This is a genomic window from Neobacillus drentensis NBRC 102427 (assembly GCF_001591445.1).
Taxonomy (GTDB): Bacteria; Bacillota; Bacilli; order Bacillales; family Cytobacillaceae; genus Neobacillus; species Neobacillus drentensis.
The window spans coordinates 1-22,603 of record NZ_BCUX01000016.1 but is presented as its reverse complement, the minus strand read 5'-3'; the positions used below and the strand labels follow the sequence as shown (position 1 = coordinate 22,603).

The 22,603-nt window shown below is 39.3% G+C and carries 23 protein-coding genes and 1 pseudogene; all 24 read left to right on the top strand.

The window, feature by feature from the left end; all coding sequences use genetic code 11:
- The first annotated feature begins 33 nt into the window (after window positions 1-33).
- Window positions 34-1,716 (top strand): DAK2 domain-containing protein, encoded by a 1,683-nt coding sequence (locus tag BDR01S_RS09300; RefSeq protein WP_066252668.1) that lies wholly within the window; start codon window positions 34-36, stop codon window positions 1,714-1,716.
- 93 nt (window positions 1,717-1,809) lie between these two features.
- On the top strand, window positions 1,810-3,858 hold the full coding sequence (recG, locus tag BDR01S_RS09295) for an ATP-dependent DNA helicase RecG (protein WP_066252670.1): 2,049 nt from the start codon (window positions 1,810-1,812) through the stop codon (window positions 3,856-3,858).
- A 143-nt stretch (window positions 3,859-4,001) separates the two neighbouring features.
- Window positions 4,002-4,568 (top strand): transcription factor FapR, encoded by a 567-nt coding sequence (fapR, locus tag BDR01S_RS09290; RefSeq protein ID WP_066252671.1) that lies wholly within the window; start codon window positions 4,002-4,004, stop codon window positions 4,566-4,568.
- A 12-nt stretch (window positions 4,569-4,580) separates the two neighbouring features.
- Window positions 4,581-5,585, top strand: coding sequence for a phosphate acyltransferase PlsX (plsX, locus tag BDR01S_RS09285; protein WP_066252673.1), 1,005 nt, complete (start codon window positions 4,581-4,583; stop codon window positions 5,583-5,585).
- Window positions 5,586-5,597: 12 nt separating this feature from the next.
- Entirely contained in the window at window positions 5,598-6,545 is a 948-nt protein-coding gene (fabD, locus tag BDR01S_RS09280; RefSeq protein ID WP_066252675.1) for an ACP S-malonyltransferase, read from the top strand.
- The gene (gene fabG, locus BDR01S_RS09275) at window positions 6,542-7,285 is read left to right on the top strand and encodes a 3-oxoacyl-[acyl-carrier-protein] reductase (RefSeq protein WP_066252676.1); all 744 of its coding nucleotides are present in this window, start codon (window positions 6,542-6,544) and stop codon (window positions 7,283-7,285) included. The genes fabD and fabG overlap by 4 nt, the downstream gene beginning before the upstream one ends.
- 70 nt (window positions 7,286-7,355) lie before the next feature.
- A complete protein-coding gene (locus BDR01S_RS09270; RefSeq protein WP_066252678.1) occupies window positions 7,356-7,589 on the top strand; it encodes an acyl carrier protein in 234 nt (77 codons plus the stop codon).
- 169 nt (window positions 7,590-7,758) lie between these two features.
- Window positions 7,759-8,499, top strand: a complete 741-nt coding sequence (gene rnc / locus BDR01S_RS09265) for a ribonuclease III (RefSeq protein WP_066252680.1) — start codon at window positions 7,759-7,761, stop codon at window positions 8,497-8,499.
- A 54-nt stretch (window positions 8,500-8,553) separates the two neighbouring features.
- Complete coding sequence (smc, locus tag BDR01S_RS09260; RefSeq protein ID WP_066252683.1) at window positions 8,554-12,120, top strand: chromosome segregation protein SMC; 3,567 nt, start codon at window positions 8,554-8,556, stop codon at window positions 12,118-12,120.
- Between the two features lie 205 nt (window positions 12,121-12,325).
- On the top strand, window positions 12,326-13,312 hold the full coding sequence (gene ftsY / locus BDR01S_RS09255) for a signal recognition particle-docking protein FtsY (protein WP_066252685.1): 987 nt from the start codon (window positions 12,326-12,328) through the stop codon (window positions 13,310-13,312).
- Between the two features lie 95 nt (window positions 13,313-13,407).
- Complete coding sequence (locus BDR01S_RS09250) at window positions 13,408-13,740, top strand: putative DNA-binding protein (RefSeq protein ID WP_066252686.1); 333 nt, start codon at window positions 13,408-13,410, stop codon at window positions 13,738-13,740.
- 12 nt (window positions 13,741-13,752) lie between these two features.
- A complete protein-coding gene (gene ffh, locus BDR01S_RS09245; RefSeq protein ID WP_066252688.1) occupies window positions 13,753-15,105 on the top strand; it encodes a signal recognition particle protein in 1,353 nt (450 codons plus the stop codon).
- A gap of 109 nt (window positions 15,106-15,214) precedes the next feature.
- Window positions 15,215-15,487 carry a 30S ribosomal protein S16 gene (gene rpsP / locus BDR01S_RS09240; RefSeq protein ID WP_066252689.1) on the top strand — a complete coding sequence of 91 codons (273 nt, stop codon included), beginning with the start codon at window positions 15,215-15,217 and terminating at the stop codon, window positions 15,485-15,487.
- Window positions 15,488-15,496: 9 nt separating this feature from the next.
- Window positions 15,497-15,727, top strand: coding sequence for a KH domain-containing protein (locus BDR01S_RS09235; RefSeq protein ID WP_066252690.1), 231 nt, complete (start codon window positions 15,497-15,499; stop codon window positions 15,725-15,727).
- 79 nt (window positions 15,728-15,806) lie between these two features.
- Complete coding sequence (locus BDR01S_RS09230) at window positions 15,807-16,193, top strand: YlqD family protein (protein WP_066252692.1); 387 nt, start codon at window positions 15,807-15,809, stop codon at window positions 16,191-16,193.
- Between the two features lie 12 nt (window positions 16,194-16,205).
- Entirely contained in the window at window positions 16,206-16,724 is a 519-nt protein-coding gene (rimM, locus tag BDR01S_RS09225; protein WP_066252694.1) for a ribosome maturation factor RimM, read from the top strand.
- Complete coding sequence (trmD, locus tag BDR01S_RS09220) at window positions 16,724-17,464, top strand: tRNA (guanosine(37)-N1)-methyltransferase TrmD (protein ID WP_174523440.1); 741 nt, start codon at window positions 16,724-16,726, stop codon at window positions 17,462-17,464. Before rimM ends, trmD begins: the two co-directional genes overlap by 1 nt.
- A 145-nt stretch (window positions 17,465-17,609) precedes the next feature.
- Window positions 17,610-17,954 carry a 50S ribosomal protein L19 gene (gene rplS / locus BDR01S_RS09215; RefSeq protein WP_066252697.1) on the top strand — a complete coding sequence of 115 codons (345 nt, stop codon included), beginning with the start codon at window positions 17,610-17,612 and terminating at the stop codon, window positions 17,952-17,954.
- Window positions 17,955-18,173: 219 nt separating this feature from the next.
- Window positions 18,174-18,731, top strand: coding sequence for a signal peptidase I (gene lepB, locus BDR01S_RS09210; protein WP_066252698.1), 558 nt, complete (start codon window positions 18,174-18,176; stop codon window positions 18,729-18,731).
- A gap of 36 nt (window positions 18,732-18,767) precedes the next feature.
- Window positions 18,768-19,631, top strand: coding sequence for a ribosome biogenesis GTPase YlqF (gene ylqF / locus BDR01S_RS09205; protein WP_066252701.1), 864 nt, complete (start codon window positions 18,768-18,770; stop codon window positions 19,629-19,631).
- Between the two features lie 245 nt (window positions 19,632-19,876).
- Window positions 19,877-20,560, top strand: coding sequence for a helix-turn-helix transcriptional regulator (locus BDR01S_RS09200; protein WP_235846530.1), 684 nt, complete (start codon window positions 19,877-19,879; stop codon window positions 20,558-20,560).
- A gap of 162 nt (window positions 20,561-20,722) precedes the next feature.
- Entirely contained in the window at window positions 20,723-21,385 is a 663-nt protein-coding gene (gene sdaAB, locus BDR01S_RS09195; RefSeq protein ID WP_066252705.1) for an L-serine ammonia-lyase, iron-sulfur-dependent subunit beta, read from the top strand.
- A 32-nt stretch (window positions 21,386-21,417) separates the two neighbouring features.
- Window positions 21,418-22,323 (top strand): L-serine ammonia-lyase, iron-sulfur-dependent, subunit alpha, encoded by a 906-nt coding sequence (gene sdaAA / locus BDR01S_RS09190; protein WP_066252707.1) that lies wholly within the window; start codon window positions 21,418-21,420, stop codon window positions 22,321-22,323.
- Between the two features lie 14 nt (window positions 22,324-22,337).
- A pseudogene (locus BDR01S_RS09185) lies at window positions 22,338-22,603 on the top strand (ribonuclease HII); the annotation flags it as partial.

The window sequence follows — 22,603 nt, the reverse complement described above, 5'->3', positions numbered from 1 at the left end:
CGCGAGACGAACCTCAAGTGAGGAGGAAAGTTTGTGTCAATAACAGCTTTAGATGGAAAACGTTTTGCCGAGATGGTGATTCAAGGAGCAAATCATTTGGCTGCAAATGCAAAAATGGTGGATGCCCTAAACGTTTTTCCCGTGCCCGATGGTGATACTGGAACTAACATGAATTTATCAATGACTTCAGGTGCCAAAGAAGTAAAAAATAATGTTCAAGAACATATTGGTAAAGTTGGAGTAGCCCTATCTAAAGGCTTACTAATGGGAGCCCGTGGAAATTCAGGTGTCATCCTTTCCCAATTATTCCGCGGTTTTTCGAAGGCAGTAGAAACGAAAGCGCAAATTTCAGGAAATGATTTTGCACATGCCCTCGAGTCAGGGGTAGAGACTGCCTATAAAGCGGTCATGAAGCCTGTTGAAGGAACCATTTTAACCGTCGCTAAGGATTCAGCTAAGAAGGGTGTTCAAGCAGCCCAGAATTCAAACGATATTATTGTCATCATGGAAGAAGTATTAATAGAAGCAAGGGCATCATTAAAACGTACTCCTGACCTGCTTCCAGTCTTAAAAGAAGTTGGTGTGGTTGACAGCGGCGGACAAGGGCTTGTATTTGTTTACGAAGGATTTCTTGCAGTACTAAAAGGCGAAATGCTGCCTGATACGCCTTCTGCATCACTTTCTATGGATGAATTGGTAAATACAGAACATCACAAGAGTGTCCAAGGACATATAAACACTGCAGATATTGAATTTGGATACTGTACTGAGTTTATGGTTCGTTTTGAACAGGAAAAGACAGCCAAGCATCCTTTCAGTGAAGTCGTTTTCCGCAATGACCTCAGCCAATTAGGTGATTCTTTATTAGTCATTGCCGATGAAGATGTTGTGAAAGTCCATATCCATTCCGAGCAGCCTGGCGACGTACTAAGCTACGGGCAAAGGTACGGAAATTTAATTAATATGAAGATTGAAAACATGCGTCAACAGCATACCAATATTGTAGGCGAAACACATGTTGCGCCCGCTGCTGAAAAGCAGGGATCACCTAAAGAGCAGCAAGAATACGGAATTGTTGCGGTATCGATGGGATCAGGCATTGCAGATTTATTTAGAAGTATTGGGGCCCATGCCGTCATAGAAGGCGGGCAAACGATGAATCCGAGTACAGAGGATATCGTCAAGGCTGTTAAAGAAGTTAACGCTAAAAAGGTATTTATATTACCTAATAATAAAAACATTATTATGGCAGCCCAGCAGGCGGCCGATGTTTCAGAAGAAGATATTTATGTCATACCATCCAAAACTGTACCGCAAGGACTTTCAGCTCTGTTAGCATTTAATCCGTCAGCAGAGCTACAAGCCAATAAAGCCTCAATGAATGATGCCTTAGAACATGTTAAAACGGGCCAAATTACTTTTGCTGTACGAGATACCCAAATTGATGGATTAGACATCGAGAAAGATGATTTCATGGGTATTGCTGAAGGGAAAATTGTTGTTAAGAACAAGAACAAAGGAAAAGTAACTGAAGAGTTGCTTTTACAAATGCTCGATGATGATTCCGAAATTTTGACGATTATTTATGGGGAAGACGTAAGCGAAGAAGAAGTAAGTCAGTTAACCCAGTTTGTTGAAGAGAATTATCAAGATGTTGAGGTTGAAATCCATAATGGCGGCCAGCCGTTGTATTCATTTATCTTTTCAATTGAATAATGAACCGCTAAAATAGAAGGGGAGATCCCTTCTTTTTTATGTGAAAATGAAGTTAAAAGATATAACTGCGCTTAGTGGGGGAGTAGTGTAATAGTGAATCCACATCTAAAACAATCAATAACCGTTATTAGGGGTATTGGTGAAGAAACTGCTGAGATTTTTTCAGAAATGAAAATCTTTACGATAGAAGATTTATTGGAGTATTTTCCTTATCGTTATGAAGATTACCGCCTTCGTGATATAACAGAGGTGCAGCATGATGAGAAAGTAACAGTAGAAGGGAAGGTTCATAGTGAACCTTCTCTTAGCTATTTTGGAAGGAAGAAATCCAAACTAATGATCCGACTTTTCGTTGGCTCTCATTTAATTAAAGTAGTCTTTTTTAACCAGCCTTATTTAAAAAATAAAATTATTATCAATGAAACGATAACGATCACTGGAAAATGGGATGCCCATCGGCAAACAATCACGGCAACTGAAATGCAACAAGGCACAAACGCAAAGTCCAAGGATTTTGAGCCGGTGTATTCATTACGAGGGAAATTAACGACAAAGGGTATTCGCAAATTTATCAGCAATGCTTTCCAACAATATGGACAATTCATAGAAGAAACTCTTCCAGATGTTTTCTTAAAAAAATATCGCCTGCTTGATAAACAGGTAGCGATTAAGGCAATGCACTTTCCAAGTAGCCAAGAAGATGTCAAACAAGCACGAAGGCGCATTGTTTATGAAGAATTTCTTTTGTTTCAACTAAAAATGCAGGCATTAAGGAAGTTTGAACGTGAACATTCCCCGGGTATTTGCCAAAATTATAATGAGTTACAGGTAGAAGGATTTATCAAAAGTCTTCCTTTTCCGTTAACAAATGCTCAAACTAGGGTCGTCAATGAAGTGTTAGCGGAATTAAAATCACCACTCCGGATGAATCGATTGTTACAAGGGGATGTGGGTTCAGGGAAAACGGTTGTTGCGGCGATTGGTTTATATGCCAGTGTGACTGCGGGTTTTCAGGGAGCTTTAATGGTACCAACAGAAATTCTAGCGGAGCAGCATGCACAAAGCTTAAAAAGCATGCTAGATCCATTCGATATCAGGTGTGAACTTTTGACAAGTTCTATTAAGGGCAAACGCAGAAAAGAAATCCTTCAAGAACTAGCGAATGGTAATGTTGATATTTTAATTGGTACACACGCACTTATACAGGATGAGGTCACCTTCAAAAAATTGGGCTTTGTAATTACCGATGAACAGCATCGCTTTGGGGTAGAACAGCGAAGAGTGCTGAGGGAAAAAGGTGAGAATCCTGACGTTCTTTTTATGACTGCGACCCCGATTCCGCGAACACTTGCAATCACGGTGTTTGGTGAAATGGATGTTTCCATAATTGATGAGATGCCGGCAGGGCGAAAATCAATTGAAACTTACTGGGCAAAACCGGAAATGCTCGAGCGCGTCCTAGCTTTTGTAGAAAAGGAATTACAAAAAGGGCATCAGGCCTATGTTATTTGTCCACTGATTGAAGAATCAGAAAAACTCGATGTCCAAAACGCGATTGATGTGTTCACTACTCTAAGTCACTACTTTCAAAATCGCTATAAGGCGGGGCTTATGCACGGTCGCTTAAGCTCGGAAGAAAAAGATTCAGTAATGAAGGAGTTTAGTGCCAACGAAGTACAGGTGCTTGTCTCAACCACAGTAGTTGAGGTAGGGGTAAATGTTCCGAATGCGACGATGATGGTTATTTATGATGCAGAAAGATTCGGCCTTTCGCAGCTCCACCAGCTGCGCGGACGTGTTGGACGGGGCAGCGATCAATCCTACTGCATTTTACTTGCTAGTCCTAAATCAGAAGTGGGTCAAGAAAGAATGCGGATCATGACGGAAACAAATGATGGATTTGTTCTAAGTGAGAAGGATTTAGAACTTAGAGGACCAGGCGACTTTTTTGGCAGAAAGCAAAGCGGTGTTCCTGAATTTAAGGTCGCAGATATGGTCCATGACTATCGTGCGCTAGAAACAGCCAGAAATGATGCAATGATACTCATCCAGTCAAAAACCTTTTGGACATCCCCCGAGTATCTATTTTTAAGAGAAGCGCTTGGGGAATCAGGGGTTTTAGAAGGGGAAAAGCTAGATTAAATTAGTTCATTTACCTTTTTAAGAATTTCTACATAGAAAAAGTAGATGCTATGAATAGAAAACAAATTCTTGCAATCTGCTTTTTCTAATTTTATACTACTATTAGTACCTAGTCATAAGATCTCGGACGGTGTGAAAAATTTATGAGAAAAAGTAAAAAAGAACGGCAACAATTATTGACCACTACAATTCAAAATAATCCATTTATAACTGATGAGGATTTAGCAGAAAAATTTGAAGTGAGCGTACAAACAATTCGTCTAGACCGTTTAGAATTATCCATTCCAGAACTTCGGGAACGGATTAAGACCGTTGCAGAGAAACGATTTGAAGATGAAGTCCGCTCCTTACCGCTTGAAGAAGTCATCGGTGAAATTATTCATATAGAACTGGATCAGAATGCCATTTCGATTTTTGATGTGAAAAAAGAACATGTCTTTAAACGGAATAACATTGCTCGTGGCCATCATGTATTCGCCCAGGCTAATTCCCTTGCTGTAGCCGTCATTAACGACGAATTAGCGTTAACAGCAAAAGCGAATATTCAATTCAAACGTTTGGTGAAATTGAGCGAGCGTGTGATTGCCAAAGCAAAAGTAACAAAAATTGATGGGAACGTAGGCAGAACAAGTGTAGAAGTCACAAGTTTTGTGAATAATGAACTTGTTTTTACCGGAGAATTTGAAATGTACCGTTCGAAAAATCGGTAAAGGATGAGAAAAATGAAACTAGCAATTGATGCAATGGGCGGCGACAATGCTCCAAAAGAAATTGTTTTAGGGGCACTTAAAGCTGTACAAGCATTTTCAGATATACATATTACCCTTTTTGGGGATGAAAATAAAATTAAAGAAACATTAACAAATCATGAACGGATTTCAGTTATCCATACCACCGAAGTTATCCTTGGAACGGACGAACCTGTAAAAGCGGTGCGCCGTAAAAAAAATGCCTCCATGGTGTTGGCAGCACAGCAAGTAGCAGATGGATTGGCGGATGCTTGTATCTCTGCGGGAAATACAGGTGCCTTAGTAGCTGCGGGTCTATTTGTAGTTGGCAGAATAAATGGGATTCACCGTCCAGCCTTAGCGCCAACACTTCCGACCATTGGCGGTGAAGGCTTTCTGTTACTAGATGTTGGGGCAAATGCAGATGCCAAGCCGGAGCATCTGCTCCAATACGGATTGATGGGATCTATTTATAGTGAAAAAGTAAGAGGCATTACGAAGCCAAGAGTCGGTCTGTTAAACATTGGGACCGAGGAAAAGAAAGGGAATGAACTGACCAAGCATGCCTTTGAAATGTTAAAAAATGCCGATATTAACTTTGTAGGGAATGTTGAAGCAAGAGATTTGCTAGATGGTGTTGCTGATGTGGTTGTTACCGATGGATTTACAGGAAACATGGTCCTAAAAACAATTGAAGGAACGGCAATGTCTATGTTTAAAATGTTAAAAACGGCGTTAATGAGCAGTTTTACAAGTAAATTAGCGGCCGCTGTCTTAAAACCAAATCTAAAAACCTTAAAGAATACAATGGATTATTCCGAATATGGCGGTGCTGCACTGTTTGGTTTAAATGCACCTGTTATTAAGGCTCATGGCTCTTCAAATGCGCAGGCTATTTTTAGCGCAATCCGGCAAACAAGGGAAATGGTAAGTAATGATGTTGTTGGATTAATTAAAATTTCAACAGAAGAAGCAGATACCGCAAAAGATGAAAGGTAAAGGAGAATAGGAATGAAGAAAATAGCATTTGTGTTTCCTGGGCAAGGGTCACAAACAGTCGGTATGGGTAAAGAGTTAGCAGACAATCATCCGGAGGTAATGGATTATTTTAAAAGAGCGGATGAAACGCTTAATACTCAACTAAGTAAACTAATCTTTGAGGGTCCAAAAGAAGAATTAACAATTACTTATAATACACAGCCAGCCCTATTAACAACCAGTATTGCTATATTGGAATACTTCCAAAAATCTGGGATTAAAGCTGATTATGTTGCTGGCCATAGCTTAGGCGAATATACGGCTCTTGTTGCTGCCGGCACCTTTACTTTCGAAGAAGGAGTCTTTGCTGTTAGAAAACGGGGCGAGTTTATGGAAAGTGCCGTTCCAAATGGGGAAGGATCGATGGCAGCGGTATTAGGTCTTGATCGTGCACCCCTTTCAACCGTGACAACAGAAATTAGTGATGCTGGTAATCCTGTATCATTAGCAAATTTAAATTGTCCAGGTCAGATTGTTATCTCAGGCTCTAAACAAGGGGTAGAGCTTGCAGCAGTGAAAGCAAAAGAAGCAGGGGCAAAAAGAGTGCTTCCATTAGACGTGAGCGGTCCATTCCATTCCACATTAATGAAGCCAGCCGCGGTACAATTGCGAGAAGTATTAGACGAAATTGAGATGAAGGATGCTTCGATCCCAATCGTGGCCAATGTCACTGCAGAACCAATCAGTTCTGCTGCAGAGATCAAGGATAAGTTAATTGAACAACTTTATTCCCCTGTCTTATGGGAAGATTCTGTACGGAAGATGATTGATTTAGGTGTCGATACATTCATAGAAATTGGTTCTGGGAAAGTTCTCTCAGGCTTAATTAAAAAGATTGATAAAACAGTTACAACCTATTCAGTATCCGACGAGGAAAGTGCAAAAGCTGTTATGGATGCGTTAAAGGAGGAAAGACTATGAATCTTGAAGGGAAATCAGCTCTTGTAACAGGTGCATCGAGAGGGATTGGCAGAGAAATTGCTCTTGAACTTGCACGCCAAGGAGCAAATGTTGCAGTAAATTTTTCCGGAAGTGAAGCAAAGGCTAATGAGGTTGTTGATGAAATTAAAGCTCTGGGCAGAGAGGCATTCGCTGTAAAATGTGATGTATCAAACTCTGAGGAAGTTGCAGCAATGGTTAAGGGAACGATCGATACTTTTGGAAAACTTGATATTCTCGTTAATAACGCTGGAATTACAAAAGATAATTTATTGATGAGAATGAAAGAGGAAGAATGGGACGACGTCATTAATATCAACCTTAAAGGTGTCTTCCTGTGTACAAAAGCGGTTACAAGACAAATGATGAAGCAGCGAGTAGGCCGTATCATTAATATTGCATCCGTTGTTGGTGTTAGCGGGAATCCAGGGCAGGCAAACTATGTGGCAGCTAAGGCTGGAGTCATTGGTTTAACAAAAACAACTGCTAAAGAGCTTGCATCTCGCAATATTACCGTAAATGCGATTGCACCAGGCTTCATTACAACGGATATGACCGATAAATTACCGGAAGAAGTAAAAACAGAAATGTTAAAACAGATTCCCTTAGCCAGATTAGGAGAGCCTAAAGATATCGCAAAAATGACTGCATTCCTAGCATCAGATGATTCATCCTATATAACAGGACAGACGCTTCATATTAATGGCGGTATGGTAATGTAATTTTTATAAAAAACAAGGTGTATTATTTTGTTGAAATACTCTATAATAGCTTGAGGGGAGGTGAACAGGCATGGCAGAGGTATTAGAACGTGTAACAAAAATCATCGTTGACCGCTTAGGCGTGGATGAATCTCAAGTTAAACTTGAAGCATCATTCAAAGATGATCTTGGTGCTGATTCCCTTGACGTAGTTGAACTAGTTATGGAATTAGAAGATGAGTTCGATATGGAAATTTCTGACGATGACGCTGAAAAAATTAACACAGTTGGTGACGCTGTTAGTTACATACAAAGCATTAAGTAATCGTTAGATTTATTCACAAAAGCTCCGTTTTCAAACGGAGCTTTATTCTGTAAAATAGAACTTGGCTTCCCGATGTGATGCCAAGTTTCTTTGCGTTTTGCTAAATACTTTTTTTAAACTTATACTTGAGTGGTGTGTAAATTATTTGATGCAAGGTGGAGAAGTTTTTATGCGCAAGAACAATAAGGAAAAAGATTTGAATAACCGCGCAAAAGAAAATCTATTTAAAGGTTTTCAAAATACGATTGGTATTACGCTGGAAAACGAAAAATTATTAAAACAAGCTTTTACTCATTCATCTTATGTGAATGAGCATCGCAGAAAGCCTTTTGAAGATAATGAGAGGCTTGAGTTTTTAGGAGATGCCGTTCTTGAGTTAACTGTTTCACAATTCCTTTACAAAAAATATCCTACGATGACAGAGGGAGAATTGACGAAGCTTCGAGCTGCCATTGTATGCGAGCCATCTCTTGTTGCATTTGCCAATGAACTTGACTTTGGAAAATTAGTTTTGTTGGGTAAAGGGGAAGAGATGACAGGTGGACGGGCGCGTCCTGCTCTTCTAGCGGATGTTTTTGAAGCATTCATTGGAGCCCTTTATTTAGACCAGGGAATTGAAACAGTCATTAAATTTCTCGAGAAAGTAGTTTTTCCTAAGATTAATGCTGGTGCTTTTTCTCATGTGATGGATTATAAAAGCCAACTACAGGAACTTATTCAACGGGATGGGACAGGCGCGATTGAATATCGTGTTCTCCAAGAAATAGGGCCTGCCCATAATAAAGAATTTGTTTCGAAAGTTTCCTTGAACGGTAAGGAATTAGGTGTAGGAACAGGGAAATCAAAGAAGGAAGCCGAACAACATGCCGCCCAAATGGCTCTCGATATACTAAAGGAAAAAACAACTTAGAAATGACAAAATGTTTGCAAGTAGTCCAGCTTGCACGCATAGGGAGGATTAAGAATGTTTTTAAAACGGTTGGACATTATTGGCTTTAAGTCCTTCGCTGATCGTATTGGAGTTGATTTTGTACCGGGAGTAACTGCTGTAGTAGGTCCAAATGGCAGTGGAAAAAGCAATATTACCGATGCCATTCGTTGGGTACTGGGTGAACAGTCGGCTAAATCGCTTAGAGGCAGTAAAATGGAGGATATTATTTTTGGAGGAAGCGATTCCCGTAAACCCCTAAATTTTGCTGAAGTAACTTTGACTTTGGATAATCAGGAGAAGGGTCTGTCACTTGATTATAATGAAGTAAGTGTCACAAGAAGAGTATCCCGTTCAGGTGATAGTGATTTCTTAATTAATAAGCAGCAATGCCGCCTCAAAGATATTGTTGACTTATTCATGGATTCCGGGTTGGGAAGAGAAGCATTTTCAATTATTAGCCAAGGAAAAGTGGAAGAAATCTTAAATAGTAAAGCCGAAGAACGGAGAACTATTTTTGATGAAGCAGCAGGGGTGCTTAAATATAAACAGCGAAAGAAAAAAGCAGAGGTAAAACTGTTTGAAACTCAAGACAATTTAAACCGTGTAAATGATATTTTACATGAGCTCGAAAGCCAAGTAGAACCATTAAAAATCCAAGCATCGATGGCAAAAGATTTTCTAGCGAGGAAAGAGGAACTTGAAAAATTTGAAGTGGCCTTAACAGTGTATGAAATTGAGGATCTTCATCAAAAATGGGAAAGTCTTTCCAAACAATTAAACGAACATCAGGAGGAAGAGCTTCGGCTTTCTTCTGAACTGCAAGTAAAGGAAGCAAAAATAGTTGAAAAAAGAGATCAAATCACTGCGTTCGATGAGTCTATAACAGACCTTCAGAATGTCCTCCTCCATGCTACAGAGGAGTTAGAAAAACTGGAAGGCCGAAAAGAAGTCTTAAAAGAACGGAAGAAAAATGCCTCCCAAAATAAAGAGCAGCTTCAAACGAATATCTTAGAATTAACAGATAAAATTAACCAGTTAAAAAATAATCGGGACATACTTGCAGCTTCTGCTGAGGACCTTGGTAAGCAAGTAAGCGAATTGCAAACTCAATTAAAAGAAAAACAAGCAAAGCTGCAGTTATTTACCGAAAATATTGAAGACAAAATTGAAGAATTAAAAAGTGAATATATCGAGTTGCTAAACGATCAAGCTGCCGCAAAAAATGAAGTGAAATACATTGAACAGCAGCTTGAACAGCAGGAAAGAAAAAGTTCACGGCTTGATTCTGAGAATGACAAGTTTATCGAGGAACGGCAAATTGCTAACGTAAAAAAAGCGAATATCCAAACAGCCTTAGAGGATATACAAGAAAAGATAGCTGTGCAGGTAGATTCCTTTCGAGAAATGCAGCGAAAGCTGGAGACGACCAAGAATAATTATCAAAAACAAGAAAAGACACTGTATCAGGCTTACCAAATTCTCCAACAGGCAAAGTCAAGGAAAGAAATGCTTGAAGAACTGGAAGAAGATTACTCAGGCTTTTTTCAAGGTGTAAAAGAAATCCTTAAAGCTAGAGGGAAAAACCTAAAGGGAATCGAAGGAGCGGTTGCCGAGCTTGTGACGGTCCCGAAAGAGTATGAAACGGCATTAGAAACAGCCTTTGGCGGAGCTTTGCAGCATATCATTGTGGATAATGAGCAAAATGGACGGACAGCCATTCACTATTTGAAACAGAATTCTTTTGGCCGGGCTACTTTCTTGCCATTGAGTGTCATTAAGGGAAGACCCTTATCAGCAAATCAATTAGCTTTTATTCAAAAGCATACATCGTTTGTTGGTACAGCTGTAAGTCTTGTTAAATTTGATCCGAAATATGTGGAGGTAATGAGCAATCTATTGGGGAATGTAGTCATTACGAGTGACTTAAAAGGCGCCAATGAATTAGCTAAAATTCTACAATATCGCTGTAGAATGGTCACGTTAGATGGTGATATCGTCAATCCGGGCGGTTCCATGACCGGTGGTGCCATTAAACAAAAAAACTCTTCATTATTAACGCGCAAGGTTGAGCTTGAGGACTTAAAAGATAAACTTATTGTGATGGAAGAAAAAACAACCCAATTAGAAAAGCTTGTCAAGTCACTAAAAGAAGACGTTCAGCATTCAGAAAAACTACTTGAAGAAATGCGTAAAGATGGCGAAGAATTGAGATTAAATGAACTTTCTTTAAAGGGTGACCTTCGTCAAGCGGAACAAGAAGAAAAAAATATCAACGAACGTTTAGCTATTTATGATTTAGAAAAAGGGCAATTTACTGATGAGAAAACATCTTTATTAAAAAGAAAAAATGAATTAACCCAATCGATGGAGTCCTATAAAACTTTAATAGCTGAGCTGGAGTCTCAAATAGCGAAACTTACTGAACGTAAGTCGAGTGATTTAACCTCGAAAGAAGCGCTGACTATTGAAATAAATGATTTGAAAGTAGCATTTGCTTCTAAAAATGAACAGTATATGAGTACACAGGAACGTTTTACAAATCTAAAAGCAGATTTTGAAGAGAGTGAACAAAAGCTTTCACTGTTTACAGAAGACTTAAATTTGTTAACCTCGGAAATGACAAATAGTTCGTCTGGAGAGGTACAGCTAGAAACTGCTGCTATTCGAAAACAACAGGATAAAGAAGCCGCGGTACAGTTAATTACGGTTAGACGAGAAGAACGTCTATCATTAAAATTGGCATTAGAAGACTTAGAATTGGAAGTCAAGGAATTAAAAAGACTTCACCGTGGGATGACTGTCGTTTTAAAAGACGAGGAAGTGAAAATCAACCGCTTGGATGTCGATCTCGAAAACCGGTTTGCTCGTTTAAGAGAGGAATACTTATTATCGTTTGAAGGTGCAAAAGAACAATATCCATTAACGATATCCATTGAAGAAGCGCGGAAAAAGGTTAAGCTAATCAAGCTGGCCATTGAAGAGCTTGGGAATGTCAATATAGGTGCCATTGATGAGTATGAGCGTGTCTCCGAACGATACGAGTTCCTTAATGAACAAAAGAATGATCTCCAAGAAGCAAAAGAGACTCTATACAAGGTAATTGATGAAATGGATGAAGAAATGAAAAAACGCTTTGAACAGACCTTTAATGGGATTCGTGAACATTTTGAGCCGGTATTTAGAACCCTTTTTGGCGGTGGAAGAGCCGACTTGGTGCTTACCGCACCAGGTGATTTATTAAATACAGGTGTTGAAATTGTTGCACAGCCACCGGGGAAAAAACTGCAAAATTTAGGCTTATTATCAGGTGGAGAACGAGCATTAACAGCGATTGCCCTTCTTTTTTCCATATTAAAAGTCCGCCCGGTTCCCTTCTGCATCCTTGATGAGGTCGAAGCGGCCTTGGATGAAGCAAATGTCCAGCGCTTCAGCCAATATTTAAAACGATATAGCAAGGAGACGCAGTTTATTGTAATTACCCACCGCAAAGGAACCATGGAAGAAGCAGATGTCCTCTACGGAGTAACCATGCAAGAATCAGGTGTTTCAAAACTAGTATCCGTCCGCTTAGAAGACACAAAAGAGCTTGTTGAATCTTAAAAATATATTGTGTAAAAGGTCATTGTTGATTTTATTGCCCTGTTGATTGGAGCGGAAGGCGCGAGACTCCTGCGGGAGGACGGGACAGGGGAGACCCCGCAGGCGCTTTAGCGCCGAGGAGGCTCCCCGGACCGCCCGCGGAAAGCGAAGCGCCTGGAGCGGAAATCAACGCTAAGTATAATCCAAAAAAATAGGAAGTGATAATATGAGTTTTTTTAAAAAATTAAAAGAAAAAATCACCAAATCAACGGATGCAGTAACCGAGAAGTTTAAAGAAGGTCTTACGAAAACAAGGGATAATTTCTCAGGTAAAGTAAACGACCTTGTCGCAAGATACCGCAAAGTGGATGAAGACTTCTTCGAAGAATTAGAAGAAATCATGATTCAGGCCGATATCGGCTTTGATACAGTTATGAAACTTATCGATGAGTTGAAAATGGAAGTCAAACGTCGGAACATACAAGATCCGCAGGAAGTCCAAAGTGTCATTTCCGAGAAGTTGGTAGATATCTATAATGCTGGGGAAGAACAATCCTCAAAATTAAATATCCAAGAAAATGGTCTGACCGTCATTTTATTTGTTGGAGTTAACGGGGTTGGAAAAACAACAACCATTGGTAAGCTTAGTTACAAGTTTAAGAATGAAGGAAAGAAAGTACTTTTAGCAGCAGGTGATACCTTCCGTGCCGGAGCGATTGAACAACTGGAAGTCTGGGGCGAGAGAGTCGGCGTTGATGTTATTAAGCAGGCAGAAGGTTCTGACCCTGCCGCAGTTATGTACGATGCCATCCAAGCAGCAAAATCTCGAAAAGCAGATGTATTGCTATGTGATACCGCTGGTCGCTTACAAAACAAAGTGAACTTAATGAAGGAGCTTGAAAAGGTCAAGCGAGTCATTGAAAAAGAAATACCAGGGGCCCCACATGAAGTAATATTAGTCCTTGACGCAACAACTGGGCAAAACGCTCTTATCCAGGCAAAAACCTTTAAAGAAGTGACAAATGTCAGCGGAATTGTTCTTTCAAAATTAGATGGAACGGCAAAAGGCGGAATTGTTCTTGCAATCCGTAATGAGTTAAAAATCCCGGTAAAATTTGTTGGTTTAGGCGAAAAAATGGATGACCTTCAGGAATTTGACGCGGAAAGATATGTGTATGGATTATTTGCAGATCAAGTGGAAAAAACAGAGTAATTGATGTAAAGGTAGTATCTTGACAGATAATGTCTGACCCTGTAAACTACTTTTGTAAAGGCTTTTCACTTAACATGCGCATTGGAGGGGATTGCATGCTTGAAAAGACGACACGAATGAACTATCTTTATGATTTTTACCATTCGTTGTTAACCCCAAAGCAGCAAAGCTATATGTCTCTCTATTATCTCGATGATTACTCTTTAGGTGAAATAGCAGAAGAGTATGATGTAAGCCGCCAAGCCGTATATGATAATATTAAGCGGACGGAGACAATGCTCGAGGAGTACGAGGAAAAGCTGCTATTATTTCAGAAATTTCAAGAGCGCAGCAAACTTTTAAGAAATGTAAAAGAAATGCTCAATGAGGATCACCCTTCAAAGCAGGCAATGTTAGAAGCCGTTGCCGAGCTGGAGAATTTAGATTAGGAGGCGGCATGAATGGCATTTGAAGGATTAGCCGACCGACTGCAAAATACAATCCAAAAAATCCGTGGAAAAGGGAAAGTTTCAGAAGCGGATGTAAAAGAAATGATGCGTGAAGTTCGTCTGGCTTTGCTAGAAGCAGACGTAAATTTCAAGGTTGTTAAAGATTTTGTGAAAAAGGTCAGTGAACGTGCCATAGGGCAGGAAGTACTGAAAAGCTTAACACCCGGACAGCAGATTATAAAAATCGTTAATGAAGAATTGACGGAATTGATGGGCGGGGAACAAAGCAAAATCGCCGTGTCTAATCGCCCCCCAACCGTTATTATGATGGTTGGCTTACAGGGTGCCGGCAAAACGACAACCTCCGGAAAGCTTGCCAATTTGCTTCGCAAAAAGTATAACCGTAAGCCATTGCTTGTTGCTGCCGATATTTATCGGCCAGCTGCAATCAAACAGCTTGAAACACTTGGTAAACAATTAGACATGCCTGTGTTCTCACTTGGTGATCAAGTAAGCCCTGTTGAAATTGCTAAGCAGGCGATTGCCAAAGCAAAAGAAGAACATCATGACTATGTCCTTATTGATACTGCAGGGCGACTCCATGTGGATGAAGCATTAATGGGTGAGTTAAAGGACATTAAAGAATTAACAAAACCTGATGAAATCTTCTTAGTCGTCGATGCGATGACGGGTCAAGATGCGGTCAATGTGGCTCAAAGCTTTAACGAGCAGCTCGGTCTAACTGGGGTTGTATTAACCAAGCTCGACGGCGATACCAGGGGTGGTGCGGCACTTTCGATTCGCGCTGTAACGCAAACCCCGATTAAATTTGTCGGTTTAGGCGAGAAATTAGATGCGTTGGAACCTTTCCACCCTGAACGAATGGCATCTAGAATCCTTGGTATGGGTGACGTGCTGACGTTGATTGAGAAGGCCCAGGCAAATGTTGACGAAGAAAAGGCTAAGGAATTGGAACAAAAAATGCGAACAGCTTCGTTTACGCTTGAGGATTTTTTGGATCAGCTTGGCCAGGTTCGTAATTTAGGTCCGCTTGATGAACTATTGAAGATGATGCCTGGTGCAAACAAAATTAAAGGGTTAAATAATCTTCAAATCGATGAAAAGCAAATTGCTCATGTTGAGGCAATCATCCGTTCAATGACAATGGCAGAAAAGAATAATCCAGAAATCTTGAACGCCAAACGGAAAAATCGTATTGCCAAAGGCAGCGGTCGTTCTGTAACAGAAGTAAACCGCTTGTTAAAGCAGTTTGAAGATATGAAAAAAATGATGAAACAAATGACTGGCATGCAGCAAAAAGGCAAGAAAAAGGGCGGTTTTAAGTTTCCGTTTAAACCGTTTTAAATCGTTAATTATTGGTAATACTGTATGTAAAGAAAAAACACTTTACAAACTATAAAAGAATTGATATTATACTATCTTGTGTGAAACTATTCGGAGGTGCTTATTTAAAATGGCAGTAAAAATTCGTTTAAAGCGTATGGGAGCTAACAAAACTCCTTTCTATCGTATCGTAGTAGCAGATTCTCGTTCACCACGTGATGGACGTTACATTGAGGTTGTTGGGACTTATAACCCAGTTACACAACCGGCAAAAGTTGACATCAACGAAGAATTAGCTCTTAAATGGTTACAAGACGGTGCAAAACCATCTGATACAGTTCGTAACCTTTTCTCAAATCAAGGCATCATGGAAAAATTCCATAATGCAAAATTAAGTAAGTAAGAATCGACTATGAAGCAATTAGTCGAAACGATTGTTAAACCTCTTGTTGACTTTCCGGAAGACGTCCATGTGGACATTAAGGAAGACGACAGCCGTATCACTTATCAGCTATCTGTTAATAAAACAGATATGGGTAAAGTAATAGGCAAACAGGGGCGTGTTGCAAAGGCCATTAGAACTGTTGTATATGCAGCAGGATCATCACAACAAAAGAAAATATTTCTAGAAATTAGTGAATAGCTTATTGCATCTAGAGGGAAGGGAGGAATTTATTCCTCCCTTTTTTTCATACGATGTGAGGCATATGGGAGGCGTTTCTGTGCAAATTATTCAGACCGTTGTGGTAAAACAAATTCTAACGGAAAACAGTAAAAAAAAATTATTTAATCATTATGAAGCACAAAAACTCCAGCTGCAAAGAGAAAAAAACCAGCTTCAATTTGAATTGAAACGTATAGATAAAACCAAGAACTTTTCGCCAGGCGCATTGAAGAATCATTATGAAAAAGAAATCAATAAGCGGTCGGAAAAAGAAAAGCTGCTTGAGTTTCAAATCGAACAATTACATATGCTCCCATTAGGCAGTGAATTAAAGGAAAAGGAAGTCCAAGCCCTTGTAGAGATAAAGATAGGTGACATATGGAAGGAGCAGATTGGGCAACCTACAATTATTATTAAAGATGGAATAATAGAAGATATACGCTAGAGGTGTAAAGCGATGGAAAAATGGTTTAATGTCGGAAAAATTGTAAACACGCAGGGTATTAAAGGCGAAGTTCGAGTCATATCAAAGACAGATTTCCCTGAGAAACGTTATAAAACAGGAAATGTATTATATTTATTTATGCCGAATTCCAGTTCGCCGATTGAATTAACTGTCAAAAGCCACAGAACCCATAAGAATTTTGAATTACTTAGCTTTGAAGGTTATAACAATATCAATGAAGTAGAAAAGTTTAGAGATGGAATTCTAAAAGTTCCTGAGTCACAACTAGGGACATTAAAAGAGGATGAATTTTATTACCATGAGATTATTGGGTGCCTTGTTGCCACAACAAAAGGCGAAGAGCTTGGAAAGGTTTTTGAAATTCTATCCCCAGGTGCCAACGATGTATGGGTGGTTAAAGGTAAAAGCGGCAATGATTTACTAATCCCTTATATCCATGATGTGGTTAAGAAAGTAGATGTGAAAGAAAAAGTCATCCTAATCGATCCGATGGAAGGGTTACTTTCATGATGAAGATTGATATTCTCACATTATTTCCGGAGATGTTTTCCGGGGTACTTGGTCAATCAATTTTGCAAAAGGCTGCTGAGAAATCGGCGGTCTGCTATAACGTTGTTAACTTCCGCGAGTATGCAGATAACAAACATTCTACTGTTGATGATTATCCTTACGGCGGCGGGGCAGGAATGGTACTAAAACCACAGCCTATCTTTGATGCTGTATCAGCTCTTAAGGAAAAAGCAATAAGTAAGAAGCCTCGTGTGATTCTTCTTTGTCCGCAAGGTGAACGATATGAGCAACGGAAAGCAGAGGAGTTAGCACAAGAAGATCATTTAATTTTTATCTGTGGTCATTATGAAGGATATGACGAACGAATTCGTGAACATGTAGTAACAGATGAAATTTCGATTGGTGATTATGTCTTGACTGGCGGTGAACTTGGCGCGATGGTTGTGGTTGATAGCGTTGTCCGACTACTGCCGGAAGTGCTCGGGAATCAGGAATCACATATGAAAGACTCTTTCAGCACAGGACTACTTGAACATCCGCACTACACAAGACCAGCTGATTTCCGTGGTCTAAAGGTTCCCGATGTGCTAATATCAGGTAATCATAAATTAATAGAAGAATGGCGCAATAAGGAAGCATTACGGCGAACACTGTTAAGACGCCCTGATTTATTTGAGAAAATAGAATTAACAAAGGAACAGGAAAAATGGCTTAAAGAAGTAAAAAAAGAATACGAGTAGTATTGCGCGGTCCTAGCAATTATGTTATGATACTACTTGTGACTTGAACTGATACAAATCAGATTATGGTCTTATAACGATGTTCCGCTGCAATGTATTTAAGAGTTTGATGTGCATGAGCGTCTGTTGGAAGGAGTTGAAAACGATGCAAAAATTGATTGAAGATATCACAAGAGAACAACTTCGTACTGATCTTCCTTCATTCCGTCCCGGTGACACTGTACGTGTACACGTTAAGGTTGTTGAGGGTACTCGTGAGCGTATTCAGTTATTTGAAGGTGTTGTGATTAAGCGTCGTGGTGGTGGAATTAGCGAAACTTTTACAGTTCGTAAAATTTCTTACGGAGTAGGCGTTGAGCGTACTTTCCCAGTACACACACCAAAAATTGCGAAGCTAGAAGTACTTCGTCGCGGTAAAGTTCGCCGTGCTAAGCTTTACTACTTGCGTAACCTTCGTGGTAAAAAAGCAAGAATTAAAGAGATTCGATAATATGAAAAGAAAAAGGGCTTGCTCGGGAGCAGGCTCTTTTTTTATATATCGTTTTGCTGACCTTTAACCATAAATTATGGGTTTTTCAAATTATTGCTGATTTTTTAACAAATAATTAAAGTTTGATTAAAAAATAGAATCCCATCGTGTTAAATTTGTTGAAGTTATGTAAAATAAGTTTGATAAAACATTTTTTTGCAGAGATTGGCGGGGATTGTTATGACAAAAAAGAAAAATGAACTTTGGGAATGGACAAAGGCCCTTTTGATTGCCGTTATTTTAGCTGCGGTTATTCGATACTTTCTTTTTGCACCAATTGTTGTCGATGGATTATCGATGATGCCAACATTAAAGGATCAGGATCGAATGATTGTAAATAAGTTTAGTTATAATATTGGTGAACCTAAGCGATTTGATATCATTGTCTTCCACGCACCAGAACAAAAGGATTACATAAAGCGTGTAATTGGACTTCCCGGTGACACTATTGAGTATAAAGATGATACATTATTTGTTAATGGAAAAGCGTATCAAGAGCCGTATTTGGATAAATATAAAAAAGAAGTAGAAGATGGACCGTTAACAGATCCTTTTACCTTGGAAGAAAAAATTGGCCGTAAAACTGTTCCAAAAGGTGAATTATTTGTCATGGGTGACAATCGCCGCTTTAGTAAAGATAGTCGCCATATCGGAACCGTTTCGTTTGATAAAATTATCGGGAAAACAAGTTTCGTATACTGGCCGTTAAATGATGCACATATCGTAACAGTGAAATAGACAGGGCGCTTACGACCTTAAAGGAGGTGGCCAACGATGACGATCCAATGGTTTCCAGGCCATATGGCTAAGGCTCGCAGAGAGGTCACGGAAAAGTTAAAATTAGTAGATATCATATTTGAATTGGTAGATGCGAGGATTCCCTATTCTTCGAGAAATCCGATGATAGATGAAATTATTCAGCATAAGCCTAGACTTGTTTTATTAAATAAGGCTGATATGGCTGATATAGGAGCAACTAGGGAATGGATTGAGTTCTTTGCTAAAAAGGGAATAAAAGCACTCGCGATTAATTCCTTTGCAGGTGAAGGTATGAGAGACATTGCCAACGCTTCTAAGGAAATATTAAAGGAAAAGTTTGACCGTTTAAGAGCTAGAGGTGTAACTAATCCAAGGGCAATCAGAGCGATGATTGTCGGAATTCCTAACGCAGGTAAATCGACATTAATCAATCGATTGGCAAAGAAGAATATCGCTAAAACAGGAAATACACCCGGTGTAACCAAGGCCCAGCAATGGATTAAAGTGGGGAAGGAAATGGAACTGCTTGATACCCCTGGGATATTATGGCCAAAGTTTGAAGACCAAGAAGTTGGTAAAAAACTTGCAGTCACAGGCGCAATCAAAGATACGTTATTAAATCTTCAGGATCTATCGGTCTATACGCTAAGGTTTTTAGAACGAGAATATCCAGAGCGTTTAAAAGAACGTTACAATCTTGACAGCCTTCCTGAAGATGTGGTCGAAATGTTTGACAAAATTGGTGTACTGCGCGGTTGCCTAATGGCAGGTGGTATTGTAAATTATGATAAAGTTTCTGAGTTGGTCATCAAGGAAATAAGGTCAGAAAAATTTGGCCGGGTTACATTTGAACGACCTGCTGATTTTATTGTTGAATAAAGAATAATGACTTCATCAAGCTCTCCAATTGGAGAGCATATTTTTTTGTCATCCTTCCTTATTGATTTTTAAGTAATAATGAATTTTTTTTGTTATTACAATTTTTTTGTAACTATTACAATTTTATTTTAAAGTTACGGAATGTATGATACAATCTTGATTGTTGATGTAATTGAAAAATGACTTAACTAATTATATTTTTTATCTATAATTGTAATCGTTTTCAATAGCGGGAGGGGAAAATTTTGAGTGACAGGAATGAACCCGTATTTAATTTAGCATTTCGAACGGCTGATATGCTAGTGAAAATGTTTGGCAAGCGCTGTGAAGTTGCTGTTCATGATTTTAGTGATTTGAAAAAGTCATTAGTTTATTTAGCGGGTGACGTAACAGGAAGGAAAATTGGCTCGCCAATAACAGATTTAGTCCTAACAGAACTAGCTAAGCCCTATTCTGAAGTACATGATATTCCTAACTATAAAACACAATCAAGTAAAGGTAATATTATGAAATCTTCAACGGTTTTTTTACGTGATCATGAGCAAAAGGTGATAGGTGCCCTATGTATGAATTACGATATTTCCCTCTTGATTCAAGTTGGAGGGGAAATGGAAGAGTTCATTAGCTATGATTTGGAACATACCAAATCTGAAAATTTTTATTCAACTGTCCAAGATGTTATTCAGAATATGGTCGATCAAGTCATTCATGAATTTAAAAAAGCTCCAGGGTTATTAACCCTTGAAGAAAAGATAGAATGTGTTGCTCGATTAGAAGAAAAAGGGGCATTCCTGATAAAGGGGTCGACAGAGTACTTGGCAACCGTATTAGGTGTGTCAAAGTTTACAATCTACAATTATCTTCAAAAAATCCGAACACACAATGAATACCAAATTGACGAGACCTCAAAAATAAGGGAAAAACGGTAATACTTGGACTATTACCAAGATTTATCGCTAGTTACTTAGTAGCATTCCTAGTAAAATTGATTGAAAAGACCTTATTATTATGGAAATATAAATGTTGAAGAAAAAAACATCTAAATAGTAAACTTTACGATTTATCCAATAGAGGTAAAAGGAGTGTTTTACATGAAATATCGATCCGCTTTTGATATTATCGGTCCGGTTATGATTGGGCCGTCAAGTTCTCATACAGCAGGTGCAGCAAGAATTGGCAGGGTGGCAAGAACCTTGTTCGGAAGATTACCAAAGAAAGCCATAATCTCATTATACGGTTCATTTGCAAAAACCTATAAGGGTCACGGAACAGACTTTGCAATTGTCGCAGGTCTGTTAGATTTTGATACTAATGATGAACGATTGCCAAAAGCTTTGGAAATAGCAAATGAAATGGGATTAGCGATTGAATTTCGAACGGAAGATGCAGTAGTGGATCATCCCAATACTGTAAAAATCAACTTATATGATGAGGCAAACGACCTTGAAATGGTGGGGATTTCTATTGGCGGGGGAACCATTGAAATTACAGAATTAAATTCTTTCCCGTTAAAGCTATCGGGTGAACATCCCGCCATTTTAGTTGTTCATCAGGACCGCTTTGGTATCATTTCTGCGGTAACCAATGTTTTATCAGCCCATGAAATTAATATCGGCCATATGGAGGTTTCGAGGTTAGAAAAAGGTGAAATGGCTTTAATGGTTATTGAAGTTGACCAGAGAATTGAAGATAAAGTTATTGATGAATTAACAAATCTTTCAAATGTATCGCAAATCATTCGAATGGTTGTTTAGATAAATTGAGCACACATCAGGGGGGATTATTCATGTTTCGAAATGTAGCAGAACTTGTACAACTTGCAGAAAGCAATCAAGTAAAAATAGCTGAAATCATGATTCGTCAAGAAATAGAAGTTTCAGGTCTTAGTAGAGCAGAAGTAATTGGAAAAATGGATAAAAATTTAACTATCATGGAACAAGCAGTGGAAAGAGGTCTAAATGGTGTGCATTCCCATACAGGCCTAACCGGTGGAGACGCTGTTCTGCTCCAAAACTATATTAAAAGCGGCAAGGCACTAGGCGGGACTATCTTATTAGATGCGGTCAGTAAAGCGGTAGCAACCAACGAAGTAAATGCCGCAATGGGCGTAATCTGTGCAACGCCAACAGCTGGTTCAGCAGGTGTTGTACCTGGTACATTATTTGCAGTAAAAGAAAAGTTAAATCCAACCCGAGAAGAAATGATCGAATTTTTATTTACCTCAGCAGCGTTTGGTTTCGTTGTAGCTAATAATGCCTCCATTTCCGGTGCGGCAGGCGGGTGTCAAGCAGAGGTAGGCTCAGCAAGTGGAATGGCAGCCGCTGCAATTGTAGAACTAGCTGGCGGCTCACCAAAGCAGGCTGCAGAGGCGATGGCAATTACATTAAAGAATATGCTGGGATTGGTATGTGACCCTGTAGCAGGCCTTGTAGAAGTCCCTTGTGTGAAACGAAATGCAATGGGCGCATCCAATGCCATTACTGCAGCCGATATGGCACTAGCTGGTATTACAAGCAGAATCCCTTGTGATGAGGTCATTCATGCGATGTTCCTAATTGGCCAATCCATGCCATCATCCTTAAGGGAAACGGCAGAGGGTGGACTTGCAGCAACTCCGACGGGAAAAAGACTGGAACAAGAAATCTTTGGCGAAAGTAAAACCTTTAAACTAAAAGACTTAGTGTTATCGTAACAATAGGAGATAAAATGAGGCTATTAACCATTGCAGAGATAGAACGACAATTAGAAAACGTCGTACAAGAAAATGATCCGTTATTGTTGGACATCCTTCATGATGAGCGAAAGGGTGTCCAACAGCTTGTACATAAATGGAAAAAGAAATTGGCAGAAACTCAACGGTTAAAAGAAAAGTTTGTTGAAATGAGTTCGTATGAGCTTAAAGGGCGCAATAGAGGATATGAATTAATTGCTGGTGTCGATGAAGTGGGAAGAGGTCCGCTTGCAGGTCCAGT

Bases quoted from the DNA above. Each gene is read 5' to 3' on its own strand.
- fapR (WP_066252671.1), top strand. From the start codon at position 4,002: ATGAGAAAAAGTAAAAAAGAACGGCAACAATTATTGACCACTACAATT.
- plsX (WP_066252673.1), top strand. From the start codon at position 4,581: ATGAAACTAGCAATTGATGCAATGGGCGGCGACAATGCTCCAAAAGAA.
- fabD (WP_066252675.1), top strand. From the start codon at position 5,598: ATGAAGAAAATAGCATTTGTGTTTCCTGGGCAAGGGTCACAAACAGTC.
- fabG (WP_066252676.1), top strand. From the start codon at position 6,542: ATGAATCTTGAAGGGAAATCAGCTCTTGTAACAGGTGCATCGAGAGGG.
- BDR01S_RS09270 (WP_066252678.1), top strand. From the start codon at position 7,356: ATGGCAGAGGTATTAGAACGTGTAACAAAAATCATCGTTGACCGCTTA.
- rnc (WP_066252680.1), top strand. From the start codon at position 7,759: ATGCGCAAGAACAATAAGGAAAAAGATTTGAATAACCGCGCAAAAGAA.
- smc (WP_066252683.1), top strand. From the start codon at position 8,554: ATGTTTTTAAAACGGTTGGACATTATTGGCTTTAAGTCCTTCGCTGAT.
- ftsY (WP_066252685.1), top strand. From the start codon at position 12,326: ATGAGTTTTTTTAAAAAATTAAAAGAAAAAATCACCAAATCAACGGAT.
- BDR01S_RS09250 (WP_066252686.1), top strand. From the start codon at position 13,408: ATGCTTGAAAAGACGACACGAATGAACTATCTTTATGATTTTTACCAT.
- ffh (WP_066252688.1), top strand. From the start codon at position 13,753: ATGGCATTTGAAGGATTAGCCGACCGACTGCAAAATACAATCCAAAAA.
- rpsP (WP_066252689.1), top strand. From the start codon at position 15,215: ATGGCAGTAAAAATTCGTTTAAAGCGTATGGGAGCTAACAAAACTCCT.
- BDR01S_RS09235 (WP_066252690.1), top strand. From the start codon at position 15,497: ATGAAGCAATTAGTCGAAACGATTGTTAAACCTCTTGTTGACTTTCCG.
- rimM (WP_066252694.1), top strand. From the start codon at position 16,206: ATGGAAAAATGGTTTAATGTCGGAAAAATTGTAAACACGCAGGGTATT.
- trmD (WP_174523440.1), top strand. From the start codon at position 16,724: ATGAAGATTGATATTCTCACATTATTTCCGGAGATGTTTTCCGGGGTA.
- rplS (WP_066252697.1), top strand. From the start codon at position 17,610: ATGCAAAAATTGATTGAAGATATCACAAGAGAACAACTTCGTACTGAT.
- lepB (WP_066252698.1), top strand. From the start codon at position 18,174: ATGACAAAAAAGAAAAATGAACTTTGGGAATGGACAAAGGCCCTTTTG.
- ylqF (WP_066252701.1), top strand. From the start codon at position 18,768: ATGACGATCCAATGGTTTCCAGGCCATATGGCTAAGGCTCGCAGAGAG.
- sdaAB (WP_066252705.1), top strand. From the start codon at position 20,723: ATGAAATATCGATCCGCTTTTGATATTATCGGTCCGGTTATGATTGGG.
- sdaAA (WP_066252707.1), top strand. From the start codon at position 21,418: ATGTTTCGAAATGTAGCAGAACTTGTACAACTTGCAGAAAGCAATCAA.